At 38.8% G+C, this 16105-nt stretch carries 17 protein-coding genes and 1 riboswitch; of the genes, 12 read left to right on the top strand and 5 right to left on the bottom strand.

What is annotated here, in order from left to right:
• Positions 1-259 precede the first annotated feature (259 nt).
• The 3 genes from AC0VXV_RS15985 to AC0VXV_RS15975 all read left to right on the top strand — a co-directional run bounded on the left by AC0VXV_RS15985 (position 260) and on the right by AC0VXV_RS15975 (position 2729).
• Entirely contained in the window at positions 260-1723 is a 1464-nt protein-coding gene (locus tag AC0VXV_RS15985; protein WP_475529174.1) for a phospholipase D family protein, read from the top strand.
• A 167-nt stretch (positions 1724-1890) separates the two neighbouring features.
• Positions 1891-2133, top strand: a complete 243-nt coding sequence (locus AC0VXV_RS15980; RefSeq protein WP_475529173.1) for a hypothetical protein — start codon at positions 1891-1893, stop codon at positions 2131-2133.
• A 170-nt stretch (positions 2134-2303) separates the two neighbouring features.
• Complete coding sequence (locus AC0VXV_RS15975) at positions 2304-2729, top strand: hypothetical protein (protein WP_475529172.1); 426 nt, start codon at positions 2304-2306, stop codon at positions 2727-2729.
• Between the two features lie 105 nt (positions 2730-2834).
• On the opposite strand, the gene AC0VXV_RS15970 is transcribed toward AC0VXV_RS15975, so the two are convergent.
• The 3 genes from AC0VXV_RS15970 to AC0VXV_RS15960 all read right to left on the bottom strand — a co-directional run bounded on the left by AC0VXV_RS15970 (position 2835) and on the right by AC0VXV_RS15960 (position 5355).
• Complete coding sequence (locus tag AC0VXV_RS15970; RefSeq protein ID WP_475529171.1) at positions 2835-3200, bottom strand: hypothetical protein; 366 nt, start codon at positions 3198-3200, stop codon at positions 2835-2837.
• Positions 3201-3326: 126 nt separating this feature from the next.
• Entirely contained in the window at positions 3327-4514 is a 1188-nt protein-coding gene (locus AC0VXV_RS15965; protein WP_475529170.1) for a PP2C family protein-serine/threonine phosphatase, read from the bottom strand.
• Positions 4507-5355 carry an alpha/beta fold hydrolase gene (locus AC0VXV_RS15960; protein ID WP_475529168.1) on the bottom strand — a complete coding sequence of 283 codons (849 nt, stop codon included), beginning with the start codon at positions 5353-5355 and terminating at the stop codon, positions 4507-4509. The genes AC0VXV_RS15965 and AC0VXV_RS15960 overlap by 8 nt, the downstream gene beginning before the upstream one ends.
• A 256-nt stretch (positions 5356-5611) precedes the next feature.
• On the opposite strand from AC0VXV_RS15960, the gene AC0VXV_RS15955 reads away from it, so the two are divergent.
• The 7 genes from AC0VXV_RS15955 (at position 5612) to AC0VXV_RS15925 (ending at position 11466) form a co-directional block, all read left to right on the top strand.
• Complete coding sequence (locus AC0VXV_RS15955; protein ID WP_475529166.1) at positions 5612-7186, top strand: histidine kinase N-terminal 7TM domain-containing diguanylate cyclase; 1575 nt, start codon at positions 5612-5614, stop codon at positions 7184-7186.
• 147 nt (positions 7187-7333) lie between these two features.
• Entirely contained in the window at positions 7334-7567 is a 234-nt protein-coding gene (locus AC0VXV_RS15950) for a hypothetical protein (RefSeq protein WP_475529164.1), read from the top strand.
• 25 nt (positions 7568-7592) lie between these two features.
• Positions 7593-7892, top strand: coding sequence for a hypothetical protein (locus AC0VXV_RS15945; RefSeq protein ID WP_475529163.1), 300 nt, complete (start codon positions 7593-7595; stop codon positions 7890-7892).
• Positions 7893-7917: 25 nt separating this feature from the next.
• Complete coding sequence (locus AC0VXV_RS15940) at positions 7918-8256, top strand: 4-aminobutyrate aminotransferase (protein ID WP_475529162.1); 339 nt, start codon at positions 7918-7920, stop codon at positions 8254-8256.
• A 26-nt stretch (positions 8257-8282) separates the two neighbouring features.
• Entirely contained in the window at positions 8283-9206 is a 924-nt protein-coding gene (locus AC0VXV_RS15935; protein WP_475529160.1) for an MBL fold metallo-hydrolase, read from the top strand.
• Positions 9207-9255: 49 nt separating this feature from the next.
• A riboswitch (cobalamin riboswitch) is annotated at positions 9256-9433 on the top strand.
• 92 nt (positions 9434-9525) lie between these two features.
• On the top strand, positions 9526-10584 hold the full coding sequence (gene cobT, locus AC0VXV_RS15930) for a nicotinate-nucleotide--dimethylbenzimidazole phosphoribosyltransferase (RefSeq protein ID WP_475529158.1): 1059 nt from the start codon (positions 9526-9528) through the stop codon (positions 10582-10584).
• Between the two features lie 570 nt (positions 10585-11154).
• A complete protein-coding gene (locus AC0VXV_RS15925) occupies positions 11155-11466 on the top strand; it encodes a hypothetical protein (RefSeq protein ID WP_339173127.1) in 312 nt (103 codons plus the stop codon).
• 88 nt (positions 11467-11554) lie between these two features.
• On the opposite strand, the gene AC0VXV_RS15920 is transcribed toward AC0VXV_RS15925, so the two are convergent.
• The gene (locus tag AC0VXV_RS15920; RefSeq protein ID WP_475531478.1) at positions 11555-11857 is read right to left on the bottom strand and encodes a YunC family protein; all 303 of its coding nucleotides are present in this window, start codon (positions 11855-11857) and stop codon (positions 11555-11557) included.
• Between the two features lie 409 nt (positions 11858-12266).
• Here AC0VXV_RS15920 and AC0VXV_RS15915 point away from each other — a divergent pair, with 409 nt between their 5' ends.
• Both AC0VXV_RS15915 and AC0VXV_RS15910 read left to right on the top strand, forming a co-directional pair.
• Positions 12267-14330, top strand: a complete 2064-nt coding sequence (locus AC0VXV_RS15915) for a choice-of-anchor I family protein (RefSeq protein ID WP_475529157.1) — start codon at positions 12267-12269, stop codon at positions 14328-14330.
• 181 nt (positions 14331-14511) lie between these two features.
• The gene (locus AC0VXV_RS15910; protein WP_475529156.1) at positions 14512-15354 is read left to right on the top strand and encodes a hypothetical protein; all 843 of its coding nucleotides are present in this window, start codon (positions 14512-14514) and stop codon (positions 15352-15354) included.
• 106 nt (positions 15355-15460) lie between these two features.
• Here the strand turns inward: AC0VXV_RS15910 and AC0VXV_RS15905 are convergent, their stop codons facing one another.
• On the bottom strand, positions 15461-16057 hold the full coding sequence (locus AC0VXV_RS15905) for a TetR/AcrR family transcriptional regulator (RefSeq protein WP_475529155.1): 597 nt from the start codon (positions 16055-16057) through the stop codon (positions 15461-15463).
• Positions 16058-16105: the final 48 nt, after the last annotated feature.

Raw genomic sequence — 16105 nt, 5'->3', positions numbered from 1 at the left:
CATGCAAGTCGTCAGCAAGATATCCACGCAGCCATACTCTTTGCAATTAAAGTAAGTACTCCTTTACAATACTATTTTACATGATTACTTAAGAGCCTTCCTCAACAATAGTCGCTATTATAGAAAATGCACTTACCTTATTAAAGGAAAGTATAGACACTAACATTTCCCTGAAAATTTCATCCCCCATACAAGCAAGCGCTGTTTAACTTTGCTTGTTCGCGGGAACTTAAAGTACAAGAGTATTGGGGGAATTTCGATGAAAAAGGTTCAGAAGAAATGGAAAAGCTGGAGTCGCAGAAAAAAAGTTATAAGCGTTCTTATACTTCTTTTTATTTTGCTATATATAGGGGTAATGTTATGGCATACATATAAACCGTTGCCAAAAGGTATTTCCTATGAAGGAGACTTACATAGAACAGACAGTATTAAAATGATTACGGATTTAACTTATGCGCAAGACCAAGATGGAACGAATCGGAAACATGAGAATCATATATTTGATGAAGTTTATAGATTGATTGATGAAGCTGAACAGTTTGTCGTGATGGATTTCTTTTTGATGGATGGGTATTTTGATGAAAAAGAAGATTTCCCGCCAATCGCAGATAGCCTTTCTGACAAGCTTGTAGAGAAAAAGAAAAACAATCCTGATATGCCGGTTATTTTCATCACCGATCCGCTAAATAAGGGCTATGGTTCCTATGAAACTCCTTGGTTCAAGAAGATGCGTGAAGCCGGGGTGGAAATTGTTTACACCGATTTAAAACCACTAAGGGATTCCACGCCGATTTATTCAGGCTTATACCGATTATTTTTTCAATGGTTTGATCACGACGACAAAGGATGGATAGCCAACGCTGTGTCAAGCAAAGCTCCAAAAATGACCGCATCCTCCTATTTGGAACTGCTCAACGTAAAAGCCAATCACCGCAAAGCAGCCGTTTCGGAAAAGGAAGCGATTATCACATCATCAAACCCGCATGATGCAAGTGGCTTCCATGGAAATCTTGCTTTGAAAGTAACGGGGCCCGTCATAAACGATATTCTGGAGGCAGAAGAAGCTGTGTCACTCATGTCGGATGGTCCGAAATTGCCGAGGGCTGAGATTACCCAGCAAGATGACGGCCAGTATGCTGTGCAATATTTGACCGAGAAGAAAGTTTTGGACGCCTTGCTTGAAGATTTGGAGGCGACAAAAGAGGGAGATAAAATTTGGGTTGGCATGTACTTTATTGCCCAGCGCGGCATTGTCAACGCTTTAACAGATGCAGTAAACCGTGGCGTGCAAGTGAATATGATACTAGATCCAAACGAAAACTCATTTGGCCAGGAAAAGTCCGGTCTGCCGAATCGACCGGTTGTGAACGAGCTGCTTGAGGATACAAATGAACAAATCAACATTCGCTGGTACAATACCGTAGTCGGCCAATACCATACAAAAGCCATCTGGATTCAAACAGCGGAACAAACAATCATTTCAAGCGGCTCTTCCAACTATACGGAACGAACATTGGATAATTACAATCTGGAAAATAACGTACGCATCCTCGCTCCAAATGATAGCGCACTTGTCTTGGATATGGAACGATATTTTGAACGACTTTGGAAAAATGAAGATGCCCTCTACACTGTGGATGAAGAAGAATATCAGGATAACATGTCCTGGTGGCAGCGCTGGATTTACTCTGCTCAAAAAGCAATCAAGGTGACTACTTATTAACGGAAAAAGGAGATGCTTCCTATTTGATTGAGCATCTCCTTTTTCTGTTCCTGAAACCTCTCTATAACCTAATACAAAAACTAATCAGGGCGAGTATCCTCCCCCAATTTTGTCCTTAAGCATAAATTGGTTAAATGTCTAATTTCAAAAGGAGTGTACCTTCCCTGATGCGAAATATGGAACAAATGCCTCACTATGGTCAAAATTCTAGAGGTATTCAAAATTGTATATATCGTTTCACGTATATGTGGTTAAAAAATAATGATAATTTTTGGTTTTACTTAACAGCTGTCGGTGAATACAGAGTTTATGGTTTTAGATTTTTCGGTGGAAGATGGAATCAGTATTCGATTGATTTAAGTGATATTGTTAACTATCACTGTTCTCCTCCAACTCCAACTTTATATTAAAGACCTGCTTTATAAAGTTTGGGAAGACACTAAAGGCGCAAATGTTGGGAAATCAACATTTGTGCCTTTTCCTTGTTAATTTAATTTAGGTCGATAATTTTGATATAATGAATTAGAGGAAAAAAAAGGATATTTTATGAGGAGGGATAGCGATTCGGAAGAAGAAAATAGTGTTTCTATTAATATTAGTGATTGCGGTATTAATAATTGTTTTCTACAGTAAGCGTCTAATAGCTTTTAGTGAGGTCACTGAATTAGATACAGCAAATATTGAGAGTGCTCAAACTTCATATCCGGAAGGAATGAATTGGCATGACCTTACTTCAGAAGAACTTGAACAACTGAGTGCAATATTAGATAGCCTGGAAGTGAGGAAGAAATTAATTCCTAACATACAGGCGTTTAATGCTGATTCGTATATTATTATATACAGCAAAGAGACCGAAACCACTTATAGAATAGAATTTGACTACGAAAGAAAAATAATCGGAATCATCGAAGGTCAAAAAAATATGGATCAGTATATTGTAGACGGGGATTCAGAATTGTTTCTCTTTGTACAAAATCTAATTAAAGATAATGTGAAAAAATTATAAAAGAGAGGGAGTCAAAACGACTTCCTCTCTTTTGAATTATATTTCTTGCTACAAATCACATACATTCATTTCATAAGCCTCAATAGGACACCAAAAATAATCCTTCTACTCCTTACCTTCAAATACCGTTATCTCTTTAGCTGTAAATGTCAGCCTTTCGGAATCTACACTTGTTATTGGCTCTTCAAAATATACTGAAACCATATGATTTATATTTAATTCATTAAATGTTGCTACATCACCAGCTTGAGTTTTAATAATCGTTTCCTCGGTTATTTTTATAGCACAAGAATAGCCTACGTCATCTTTACTGTTATTCGATTTTCTGACTAAATCGGAACACCCAACATTGATGCTATCTTCTCCAATTGAAGAGATTTCTCCATAAATAGAATATGTTTCATTTGAACAAGCAGTTAAAAAAATGAAACTAAATATTAAGCTTAATTTCTTTATATTAAACACCTCCATATGCTCAATACTTCGGATAAGTATTTTTATTATCCTTCATTTTTTAATGAAAAGGGAACGATATGGGCTGGAATCATAGCCTTAGTAGGAAAATAAAAAACAGCGGGAAGCTTCTCCCGCTGTTTTTTATAATTCAACCAGTATAAAACATTGGTCATCGTGATTGTATTTACTATATATATTTTCTTTGTTTTCGAGTGCATTTTGAATGGTCTCTTTTGTTTTTGCTAATGGATTCGAAATCGTGTCATTAAGCAAATGATTTAATGTGTTTAACTCAAATGCTTCCGAAACGCCATCTGTATACAAAAGGATTCTTGTCCCGGGTTTATAGTGCAAAGTTCTTGATTTAAATTGAATGTTATCAAATGTTCCTAATGGCGGATTGGTTGCACCTAGCTCATGCTGTGCACCATCGTCTGCCTGTAGGATGGCAGGTGGGTGACCAGCATTTAAATATTCAATCGTCTGTGTACTAATATCAATATTTAAATAGATTGCTGTACAGTAATGCCATGCATCATGGTTGTTTTGAAATAAATCGTGCAAGTATTGGTCCAGCTCCTGCAATACATTTTCAGGTGCTGCTTCCCGTGATATTAACTTCTGGAACATCGATTGAAGTGACATCGTAATTAAAGCAGATGAAACGCCGTGTCCCATAACATCCAATAAAATAATGCCGTATTTTTGCGGTGTTATTTGATAAAATCCAAAAATATCTCCAGATAAAGCTTTGGACGCATGGTAATAAGATAGAATCTGAATATTGTCATTGATAATATCTTTCGTTAAGGCGGTTTCCTGAATTTTTTTGGCAATCTGTAAATCACGTTCGGTTTCTCGCATGATTTTCGTGTTGATTTGATTAGCATGTTCTAAATCCTGTTTTTTTCTTTCCAATTTCAAAAGGGCCTGCTCTTTTTCTAAATAAGCTTCTTCCGTCATTTTTCTGGAGTTAATGAGCGCGTCTTCCAATGCACTGCGATTATGGATTGGAAATATCACACCAATTATTAGATTACCACCTTGTTTAGACGCATTTAATAATATAGGAACTTCTTCTTTCATTACAGTTAGTAATGTAAGGAACATTTCCTCTATAGCTTGCTTCACTTTCATCATTGGTACTAGATAAAGCTGACAAAAAATCTGAGAGGAAGGAGATAATACTACATTAAAATGCTTTCCTATAAGTTGCTCAGATGATGGATAGTGCAGCAAATTTAGCAATGTCTTGTTGATAGTAAGAATTTTACCTTCTGAAGATAAAGTGATAAATCCGCACGGAGCGTTTTCTATGAGTTCATCCATTTAAATTTCCCACGCCCTCACCGATAAGTGGCACAGATTGCTCCAATAAATAATTTTTAATCAATTGAATTGTTTCCCCTGGGTCGCTCATATGTGGACAGTGACCGATTGCGTTCATATAGGCAATCGTACTGTTTGGCATATTCTCATGTAAGTACTCGCCAACTACCCTTGGCGCAATAATGTCTTCAGAACATTGTAAAATAAGGGACGGGACAGTAGCTTTCGGAATATCTTTACGATTATCAGTAAAGAAACAAGCCTTTGCAAACGTATTCGCAAATAAAGGATCTGTTGAACAGAAACGATCTTCCAAATCTTTTGCGACACTTGCGTTTGCTGTATTATTTAATAATGTAATCGAGAAAGCATTTGCCCAACCGATATAATTTTTTTCCATTAGTTCCATTAAATTGAGTAAATCTTTCTTTTCAAAACCACCAAAATATGCAGGAGGATCATTTACATAACTTGGCGATGGAGCGATCATGATCATTTGTGAAAAATATTCTGGTTTCGATAAAGAAGCCAATAGACCGATCATACTACTAACCGAGTGACCGACAAAAACAGCATCCTTTATATCGAGAGCCTCACAAACATCTAATAGATCCTGTACGTAACCGGACAGTTCTCCATATTTCACAAGGTCAAAAGCTGCACTATCTGATTTTCCAAACCCGACATAATCAAATAAAATTACTTGATAATTCTCTTCAAAAGCAGGAAAAACATCATTCCATACCGTTTGGTCACACCCGAATCCAGCAGCGAATATTAATGGTTTTTGACCTTTTCCACGAATATGTACGTTATTCCGCTTTATCGTTTTTTGGATCATGAACAACACTCCCTTCTAATATTTCGAAAAAATATTTTCATTCTATTAACTTGTAATTCTGGATTAAATAAGAAAAGAAGTAAAGGGATAAGACTTAGTATCATAGGTTTATGATACTTTTTGTACTTAAAATAATAAGATTCTTTTCGTTACTTCATTATATCAAAGATTCTTATTGCAATAAAATATCCATTTATTTTTAAGAATGTGCTACATTATAAGGAAAAAGTGTTAATTAAGAGAGGGTAAACCAATAATGGGTTCGCAATTGACCATGTATATAACGCTTGTTTGTACGTCGGGAGTACTGAATTTGTACTTATGTCTCTATGCCTTTAGTAAACGTCATAAATATACGAATATCGCAAATTATTTTATTTTCTATACAGCAGCCATTAGCATTTACTGTTTTGCTTCGGCTATGACTTTAATATCGACGACGCTCGAACAAATCAGTTTCTGGAATACCATTCTCTACATCGGGATGCCTACATCTGCTACTTTAGGCTTATTATATGTCATGAGTTATTTAGGCTTTAAGTTGACAGTTAGAAGAAGCATGCTCATACTTCTTATTCCGTTTATCACAATTATAATGGTAGCGACAAATAACTGGCATCATTTTCATTATCGAGTATTTGAACTAGACCCGAATTTAGGGGCACCTTTCGTTTATCAGGAGATAGGCATGTGGTATATGGTGCATGGTGTATACACGTTTTCCAGCATGTTTATCGCATTTTTGCTGTTGATTTCCCATTGGAAGGAAACGGCTAAGACATATCGTCCACAATTGATCGCGTTAATGTTCGGTCAGCTCGTTCCGATAGTAACGGCCTTTCTTTATTTGAATGGATTAACACCTCCTGGGGTGGATCCGGTACCGATGATTTTATGGCTTTCTTCATTATTATACTTGTGGGCAATCAGCACATCGCAGCTGTTTCGGATTATGCCGATTGCGAAAGATACAATCTATAATAGTATTAATGATGGGGCCATCGTATTGGATGAATCTTACCGGCTTATTGAATTCAATCAAGCATCGAAAGTGATGCTACATAATTTGAATAAGTCGATGTTCGGCAAAAACTTTGTGAAGTTTTGGAAGGAGCAGACAGGGGAGGCCCTGCCATTCAAATTAACGGCCGATATTGAGGACGTTCAAGAAGTAAGGTTATGTTCCGAACATGCGGAGCGGGTTTATCAAGTCCGTATTACTTCATTGGAACAAGCGAGAAACAGCAAAGGACTGTTGTTGGTTTTTACAGATATTACGGAAATCAAAAGGCTACAGGAAAAACTGGAGCAGCAGGCTTATTATGATGAGCTGACTAAGATTTATAATCGCCGCGCATTTCTGCAGCAAAGTGAGCAGGATTTTGTGGCAGCTAAGGAAACAAGTATGCCATTCACGGTCCTATTAATGGATATCGATCATTTTAAACGGGTGAATGATACGTACGGGCATCATATTGGCGACCAGTTGCTCGTGCACGTCGTAAATGCTTGTCAAACAAAATTGCTGGATGGCCATTTCTTCGCGCGTTACGGCGGAGAGGAATTCGTCATTGCGCTGAAAGGGTTCAATGAAGGAGAAGGTGAAATATTAGCCAACCAACTCCGAACTGCCGTTGAGCAGGCTCCGCTCATGACGGAAGCAGGGAATCTTTCAGCTACGTTAAGTATTGGTGTCGCGGAAGTAGTGGACTGGACAGAAGAAACACTGTATCAGCTATTACATAAAGCAGATACCGCTTTATATACGGCGAAGGAAGAAGGACGCAACCGCGTGAAAGTGTATGCGGCAAGTGATAGTGTACTTAGTTGATTTGAGGGATACCAGCATGGAGAAATTCATGCTGGTTTTTTTATTTGTTGAAGGGGTGTTGTGAGTTTTATGAGCTGAATTCCATACTACCTAGTGTTAGTAGAATATGTTAGCATAGTAAAATAATAACTAAATAGGAGTGCAGTTATGGCACAAGGAAATTCAAAAGCAATTTCTATATGTATTAGCTTAATTTTAGCTCAAATTATGTGCGCGGGTTTCTTGTTTAAAAATATCCAGCTACTTATTAATCCGTCATCAGTCATTGCTAAATGGTTAGCAGGGATTTCCTTTATCCTGTTTTCGTTTTTGTTTATCGTCTCGTTATGGGCGACAATCAAACATTTTAAAGGAACAGATGCGTTGGACCATCATACATAAACAATTTTCAAGAAGGGGGATTGTGATGATCGGATTTATTTTAACAGGGTTTTTGTTAATTTTTGCGAGTAGGAAATTTTATAAGCATAGGGCGGTTTTTAAACAGCTTTCGAAAAAAGAATGGCTACAATTTGCTGCAGGTTTTTTATTGGCATGGGCTGGGGCCGTTTTCATCATTATAGGTGGTTCCAATATAACGGATATGATTGAAATCACATGGCTAAATAACCTATTAGAAATTGGATTGATTTTGATTGGATTGGCGTTAGCAGGCATCATTCTAAATAAAGTCTTGCCGAAAAAAATTAAGGGAATTTATTCTTGAGAACAGCGAAACGGGGAAAATGAAAATGGATGATATAATCGGGTTTGCAGTAGTTGGAATTATAATTGCTTGTTTAATTTATGCTTTAATTAAACAAATTAAAGAGACAAAGTATAGCGGAAATTGCATTGGCAGCCCGCTGTATCGAAAACAATTGTCTAGAAAAAATAAAGTGATGACAGTTGCGTTATTTGGATTCCTTGTATTTTACATATTGAATATCGTGAGCGGTATCACTTCATCTATCCAGATATCAGAAAACTTTACTACACGCGGGGCTTTATTGAGTCTTTTTGTTTACTTTTTTGCAAGGATAGTAATGAAACCAAAGCAGGTTGATCATAGTAGGAATTTATATAATTAAGCTTTTAGAGGTAGGAGAGTGCTGCGATGAGAGAACGCTTTTCAAATTTAGACGAAGATGATCGACTCGGGACATTTAAAGATGTTCTGAAGTGGCAGCGATCAAAGCAAAAGAAAGTTGTCGATTACGAAGTACCGCAGTGTGAAGAAAAGCAGAATGCGTTTTTACAAAGTAACCGTTCAGAGCAGTCTGTTACGTGGATTGGTCACTCGACATTTTTGATTCAAAAAGAAGGGCTCAATATATTAACGGATCCGGTTTGGGCAAATTGGATGGGTGTGGCGAAACGGTTAACGAAGCCGGGATTGCGGTTAGATGAGCTGCCGGATATTGATATTGTACTTATCTCGCATGCGCATTACGATCACCTGCACGTACCGACGTTAAAGGCATTGAAAAAACGAAACTCGGATATATTATTTCTTATTCCGGAAGGGCTCGGTTATTTAATGAAGCGTCATAAGCTGCACAACTTTATCGAGCTATCATGGTATGACAAGTATGAAGCAGGGGCGCTCGAAATTCATTTCGTTCCCGCGAAGCATTGGACAAGACGCATGCCGTGGGACACGAATACATCGCATTGGGGCGGCTTCGTATTGCAAACGGTATCGGATGAGCAAAGTATTTATTATGCTGGAGATAGCGGATATTTCAGAGGCTTCAAAGAAATCGGCGAACGCTTTAACATTCATACAGCATTAATGCCGATTGGTGCATACGAGCCGGAATGGTTTATGCATGCCTCCCACGTGACACCCGAAGAAGCGATCCAGGCGTTCTGTGATGTCGGGGCACAAGTGTTCATCCCGATGCATTACGGTGCGTATATGCTGGCCGATGATACACCGAAAGAAGCGATTGACCGGCTGCATTTCCACTGGCAGCAGGCGGAGTTGGAAAATGCGGAGCTGAAAACATTGGCGATTGGGGAAACGTATCAAAGCTGAATGCATACACCTCTTGACGAAAAAACAGGTTCAAAGTAAAGTAATGATAAATTCATCAAGCATTAGGTGCCCTTTAAGGGAGAATAGGGAATAAAGTGAAAAGCTTTAGCGTAATCCCAACAATGTATAGAGGAGTTTCGTAGCAAAACCCACTGGATGTAAATCTGGGAAGGGGTTATGGAATCGAGAATCTGAGCCAGGAGACCTGCCTAATACGCTTACTGTTTATAGACACTGGATATGTCTGTAGTTTATTTGTTATCGAATAAACTGCAGGCTATTTTTATTGTCAAAATTCATTTTAATGGGGGAAACGAATATGGAATTATTACAGCAAACGATTGAACAAATTCAGGAAATCGACCGACAAATGGAAGACAAAGCACGACAGTACATAGACTCATTAGCAAAACCGCCTCAAAGTTTAGGGAAGCTTGAATCTTTAGCTATGCAAATCGCTACAATTACCGGCGAGCTTGCACCGAAAATTGATAACAAAGCGATGATCGTTATGGCCGCAGACCACGGTGTGTATGAAGAAGGGGTAACGCCGAACCCGCAAAGTACAACGGTTTTCCAAACACTTTCCTTTCCAAAAGGGACGACAGGGATGTGTACGATTGCGAAAACAACGAATGCAAAAGTCATCCCGGTAGATATCGGAGTAAAGGAAGATTTACCTCAAGATGCGGGAGTAATCATTAAAAAGGTGAAATACGGGACAGACAATATGGCGAAAGGTTCTGCCATGACACGAGAAGAAGCGATTCAGGCGATTGAAGTAGGGATTGAAGTCGCTGTTGAAGCCATTCAAAACGGTATCAATCTTATCGGTACCGGAGAAATGGGTATCGGGAATACGACGCCGAGTGCAGCGGTTCTTTCAGTACTTCATGGCTGTGATCCGCTGGAAGTAACGGGCTTCGGAGCTGGAGTTGGAGCTGGCGGTATCGAATATAAAGCCGAAATTATTCGAAAAGCGATTGCATTAAATAAGCCGGACGCGGATGATCCGATTGATGTTGTGGCAAAAGTAGGCGGACTGGAAATTTGCGGGATGGCGGGAATCTTCCTTGCAGCAGCGGCGAATCGTGTACCGGTCGTAGTTGATGGGTATATTTCAACCGTTTCAGCATTAATCGCTTATAAATTGAATCCGAATGTGAAAGCGTATTTGATTCCATCGCATTTATCGGAAGAGCCAGGTGCAAAAATTGCGGCAGCGCTTTTAGGACTTGAACCGATGTTGCATATGAATATGCGACTTGGGGAAGGATCGGGTGCTGCATTAGCGTTCCCGATTCTTGATGCGGCTTGTTCGATGATTACGAATATGGTCACGCTGGAAGAAGCGGCAGCGCTCTTAGTAGCCAAGTAGAAAAGAGTTTCAAGAAAAAAAATTCATAAAATAAAATTTACTAAACTGGCTACATTAAAAGAAACAATTACTTTTCATGTAGCCTTTTTTTCAATGAATAAAGTGTGCCCGGAAAATAAGTACGGTTTTTCAGTCTATTCCATTTATTTTACCAGTAAAATACCAATAAGCGGAACTTTATCGTTTATGCAGCCAAGCAGAGACGATAAAGAAAGCTCTACCCAATCCTTGTAAATGTAGTGTGCGACCAAAACATTACAGGTAATGGACAGAACTTGATTTAATTTTACAGAAAATTCGGTGAAGTTCAAGCAATTGTCCTGTCAAATGCATTCCCTCTGTAATATCCTATATTAACTAAATGTAAAAACATACCCGAACTGTTAATAATAGATAAAAAAGTGCTTTTTTATTCGAACATGGAATAAAGTAAGCGGTAAATAGGGTATGGAAACGTAAGACCAATAAAGAGGAGAGGCGGGAGGGGCATTAAAGGAAACGGGGTGATCACTATTTCTCCGTATGTGAAAGGTCGTTTTTGAATATATTCGAGAAAAGGATGAAGATAATATGAATCAAATTTTTAAAAAAGATGAGTTTATTATTATTCCTTTTTATAAAGGGCGAAAGCAGGAGTATATGGTCGTCAATACGAAGAAGGAATTTAAAAATGGACATACGCACTTAAAGTCATTTAAGATGGCCAAGTATTTGATCAATCTTGCGCGATGCCAAAAAATTAATTCCGGGTTAAGACCATATTTATTAACAAGCCTTACAAGAATATCAGCAGATCGTGAATATATTCAGAAATTGGAAGAGCTTCTAGCCGTAAAAAGAAGTAAAGGATCAAAAGCTTCTTATTATAATAAAGCAATTTAATTACAATAAAAGTATAGACCGCTTTTTCAAGAAATTGAAAGAGCGGTTTTTTGCATGGAGCTCATTACCTGAAAGCTCAAATATTTGGCTAAATCATTTTTAATAACGCGTCTTCACCAATCATACCTTCTTCGATACCGCACGCTCTCGCTTCGTATGTGACGGATTCCAGTGGAGCTTTAAGTAAGTCATCGATCGTTCGAACACCAACTGCACGCCCAGCAATGATTTTACGATCGGCCAACTTTTCATTTAACAGTCCGACATCGAGTGCACCACACATAATGTACCCATGCTCATTCGAAATCGTCAGCAATGTTGTTTTAGGTAATTGAACCGTTACAGCAGTAAATAAATGACCTTGAAGATCAATCGTTTCCGTATAGACGATAACCTTCTCCCCCTTTCATATAAATCATATGAAACAATTGAAAAATGGTACTTGTTTTCGGGGAAATTTATGTAGGGTATTTCAAAAGAGCAGCTTTTTCCACTTTACCCAGCTTTCGTTCTACATTCAAGGTGCCAAGTTCTACTTTCTGGCCGAACTGTTCTACTTTCAAGCCGGAACTTTCTAATATTCCCGAACCATTCCTCTTTTGAGCTAAGTTGTTCCACTTTCCCCAGCTTTCGTTCTACAATCAAGGCACAGAGTTCTACTTTCGCCCCAATCCGTTCTACTTTCCCCGGTCTTTCATTTCACCCGGCACAGCAATACTTACAAACTCTAACAAATCCTTTATATAACCTTAACATTCCACCTTTACACTTAGAAAAAATGTAAAGGTGGAATGTTGTCTATGTCTAGGAAATTATTAGCTGCTGCACTTATTGGAGCGGCGGTCACTACACCTGCCATTGTCGCAGAAGCAGCGTTAAGTCTGGATGCCCGCTATGATTCAGGTGTTCAAAATGAAGATGGCGGTACAACGGAAATCGTTGCGTATAACCCGCACTCACATGCAACATATGTCGTAAATGGCGAAACGAAAAAAATCGAAGCAATCTCACTCAACTATACAAAAGACGGAGCAATGAATTTAAAGCCTTTCCTTTCGATTGATATCGCGAAAACGATTGCCTCATTTGACCAAATTTTTGAATACGGGGACTTAACAAGTATTACGGTACATCCGAAAGAAAATGTGATTGCGGTGTCTGTACAGGCAAAAGGCTACAATACTGCCGGTTATGCCGTAGTACTCACTGGTGAAGGCAAGCTTCTTGGCGCTACAAAAGTAGGCAGTCAACCAGATAACATTACATTCACAACAGACGGGAAGAAGCTTTTAACGGCAAATGAAGGCGAACCGCGTGAAGGTTATGGCAAGGATATTGTGGACCCGAAAGGCAGCATTTCTGTTATTGATACAGCAAACGGCTATGACGTTCTAACAGAAGAGACGCTTTTCTTCGATGCATTCGATACACCTGAAAAGCGCGCGGAGCTCGTGGCAGACAATGTAATATTAAAGAAAAATACGAACCCTTCTGATGATTTAGAGCCAGAATACATAGCAGTTAATGAAGCGAGCACAAAAGCATATGTAGCGTTACAGGAAAACAATGCCGTTGCCACTATTGATTTAACATCAAATGAAGTGGTGTCTGTAAAAGGTCTTGGCTTCAAAGACCACAGCAAGCCTGGCAATGAAATCGATTTATTGAAAGACGGCAAAATTGATATTAAAAATGAAAACTATTTCGGAATCTATATGCCGGATGGAATGGCGACCGTCTCGATTAATGGCAAAGATTATCTCATCACGGCAAATGAAGGCGATGGACGGGAATGGGGCGATGAAGACAGCGAAAACTTCCATCTGAATGAAATTGAAACAGAAGAGGAAATTGTGACGTATGACACATCCGGATATGACGGCTTTGTCGATGGACAGGATTATATTTTCGGTGCACGTTCGTTTGCGATTTTTGATGTAGAGACGATGGATGTCGTGTTCGATAGCGGCAGTGATTTCGAAAAAATTACAGCCCAGCACCATCCCGAACATTTCAACGCAAGTAATACGAACGTAAAACTTGATAATCGCAGCGGCAAAAAAGGACCTGAGCCAGAAGATGTGAAAGTCGGCAAAATAGGTGATGAAATCTTTGCCTACATTGGGCTGGAGCGCATAGGCGGTGTCATGATGTATAATATCACAAACCCGGCAAGCGCAAAGTTTGAAGACTATTTAAATTTACGTGAATTCTCGGATGAAATCGCAGGTGATGTCTCTCCAGAAGGGATGGCTGTCATTACAAAGGAGGACAAACAACAGCTAGTTGTCGGTCATGAAGTGAGTGGTACGGTGACAGTGTTGAATGTAACAGAAGAACCTTCCGTATTTAAGGACATCAAGAACCATCCAGATAAAGAGGCAATCGATAACGTGACGAAACTTGGATTATTCAATGGTGTAAATGAGACAACGTTCGCACCGAACAAGCCATTTAACCGTTCACATGCAGCATTGGTACTGCACCGATTATCGGGCACACCGGCAAGTGATGTTACGAATTTCAATGACGTGAAAGCACCTGCCACACAAGTAGCTGTTTCATGGGCAGTGGCAAATGAGTTCATCAGCCCAGTAAACAACAAAGTATTTGGTGCAGAAAAACCGATTACGCGTGAAGAATTTGCCGTTGCGGTTTACAATGTATTGAAGGCGAATGGCCAAATTACAGCTGCCGAAGCATCTGCCTATACGGATGATGCAAAAATATCCGCGCATGCAAAGGAAGCCGTTGCCTCACTGAAAGCGGCGAGCATTATGACAGGAATTGATAATGAGTTCAATCCGAAGCAATCGTTAACACGGGCGCAGGCGGCTGTTATTTTGAATATATTGGTGAAATAACATACCGATAAATAATGCTCGCTGCTCCTAACACGCAGCGAGCTTATTTGTGAGTGTTTAAAACACCATTCCTTTTTTCATCGTAAGCCCCAGTTCACAGAATTTTTGTAATATACTTCCTCCTGAAGGGTGCAATGATTTATACTAAAATAACAACTACGAATGAACATGGGGAATGTAAATGAAAAAACTATTCGCTGCTTTTATGATGTTAGGAGTCATTTTTATAATGAATGATGCACAAGCACAGCAAAATAATACAAAATCAACCTGGCTTTGGCACACCCATACGATTACAGATGAGCAAACAATCCAGTTTTTAATAGAAAAAGAAGTAACGAACGTTTATTTGCAGATTGATCCAGCATTACCGAATGATTTGTACGCAGTCTTTATTAACAAGATGCGGGAAGCAAATATTGAAGTACAGGCGTTGGATGGCGGTCCAAATTGGAATACCGTAAACTTTGATGCATTATGGGCATGGATTAGTCAATACCACCAGGAATATCCCGGATCGAGGTTCACGGCAGTCCATTTAGATGTAGAGCCTTATTTATCTGTATTATGGGAACAGAATCGAAACCTGGCAGTCAGTCAGTATCAAGAATTAATACAACACGCACGATATAAAATACAGTATTCAGGATTAAGATTAGAGGTCGATGTTCCGTTCTGGTATGATGAAGTTCTATATTATAACCAACTCGGTGAAGGCAACTTGGCAGAGTGGGTTATTGCGAATACGGATGGCGTCTCCATCATGGCCTACCGCAATACAGTTGCCGCATTAAAGAGCATTACAAAAAACGAAATGAATTATGCAAAGAAGTATCAAACACCGGTTGTGGTTGGTGTTGAAACAATGCCGTTTCCAGATGAGCCTTATATAACATTTGCCGCTGAAGGTGAAATCAAGATGAACCAAGTGCTCGACCAAGTGGCGGGTCATTATGCTAAAAACCGTTATTTTAGCGGAGTAGGTATCCACTATGTGCAAAGCTGGCAAGATTTGAGGCAATAGCGCGGGCTGAAATTATATGATGAATTTTCTCGTGAAAGAATGAACTAAAATGTAGAGGACAATCCCAGGTGTTGGGATTGTCCTTTATTTATTTTTAAGAAGACCTTTATGAAAAGCCATTTAAAAAATGCTCTAGTGCACTTGCACCACTTTCCTGAAGAGATCGATCTTCCGGGAAAGTACACCAATAATAAATGACACCCATCGAGAGTTGAATGAAGGCAAGTTTTAATTGTTTAATTGATAAAGAAGGTTTTGTTGTGCTGGCTTCAATAACTTCGGCTATTAATGCTTCAAATAACATAAATAATTTACGGTTTGGATTCCTGAAATATAAATGGGCTTCAGACTCTAAAGAAGTAGAGTAAACCACCGACAAAAACTCGCGCCCAAATGTTTCTTCTAAATAAATAAATACGTTTTCTAAAAAGAGCTGTAATCGCCCTTTTGGTGACAATTGTGTTGGTAATTCATTATACAGTTGTGCATAATACTTATCTGCTAATGCAAAGTGCTCATTTAATATTTCGGCCTTTGACTTAAAGTGATGGTAAAACGAACCTTTGGATGAATTGCAGGCTTGTACAATTTCATCGACACTTACGTTTTTGTACCCCTTTGCTTTAAATAATTGCATGGCAATTCTAATGATGAACTCCCTTTTACTTTCTGTTTTATGTATTTTATTTTCTCTTTTAATCAATAAAATCACCCTTTATACATTTACTTCTCTTTTATTCTATTGTAAAAT

The sequence above is a fragment of the Solibacillus sp. iso_87 genome, from assembly GCF_056173085.1.
Note: the sequence above shows the minus strand (reverse complement) of the source record. Positions and strands in the feature narration are given on the sequence as shown.

Excerpts from the sequence above, each read along its gene's own strand:
- AC0VXV_RS15915 (WP_475529157.1), top strand. The coding sequence starts at position 12,267 with ATGTCTAGGAAATTATTAGCTGCTGCACTTATTGGAGCGGCGGTCACT.
- AC0VXV_RS15910 (WP_475529156.1), top strand. The coding sequence starts at position 14,512 with ATGAAAAAACTATTCGCTGCTTTTATGATGTTAGGAGTCATTTTTATA.
- AC0VXV_RS15940 (WP_475529162.1), top strand. The coding sequence starts at position 7,918 with ATGGATGATATAATCGGGTTTGCAGTAGTTGGAATTATAATTGCTTGT.
- AC0VXV_RS15935 (WP_475529160.1), top strand. The coding sequence starts at position 8,283 with ATGAGAGAACGCTTTTCAAATTTAGACGAAGATGATCGACTCGGGACA.
- AC0VXV_RS15925 (WP_339173127.1), top strand. The coding sequence starts at position 11,155 with ATGAATCAAATTTTTAAAAAAGATGAGTTTATTATTATTCCTTTTTAT.
- AC0VXV_RS15950 (WP_475529164.1), top strand. The coding sequence starts at position 7,334 with ATGGCACAAGGAAATTCAAAAGCAATTTCTATATGTATTAGCTTAATT.
- AC0VXV_RS15955 (WP_475529166.1), top strand. The coding sequence starts at position 5,612 with ATGGGTTCGCAATTGACCATGTATATAACGCTTGTTTGTACGTCGGGA.
- cobT (WP_475529158.1), top strand. The coding sequence starts at position 9,526 with ATGGAATTATTACAGCAAACGATTGAACAAATTCAGGAAATCGACCGA.
- AC0VXV_RS15980 (WP_475529173.1), top strand. The coding sequence starts at position 1,891 with ATGCGAAATATGGAACAAATGCCTCACTATGGTCAAAATTCTAGAGGT.
- AC0VXV_RS15960 (WP_475529168.1), bottom strand. The coding sequence starts at position 5,355 with ATGATCCAAAAAACGATAAAGCGGAATAACGTACATATTCGTGGAAAA.
- AC0VXV_RS15970 (WP_475529171.1), bottom strand. The coding sequence starts at position 3,200 with ATGGAGGTGTTTAATATAAAGAAATTAAGCTTAATATTTAGTTTCATT.
- AC0VXV_RS15985 (WP_475529174.1), top strand. The coding sequence starts at position 260 with ATGAAAAAGGTTCAGAAGAAATGGAAAAGCTGGAGTCGCAGAAAAAAA.
- AC0VXV_RS15965 (WP_475529170.1), bottom strand. The coding sequence starts at position 4,514 with ATGGATGAACTCATAGAAAACGCTCCGTGCGGATTTATCACTTTATCT.
- AC0VXV_RS15945 (WP_475529163.1), top strand. The coding sequence starts at position 7,593 with ATGATCGGATTTATTTTAACAGGGTTTTTGTTAATTTTTGCGAGTAGG.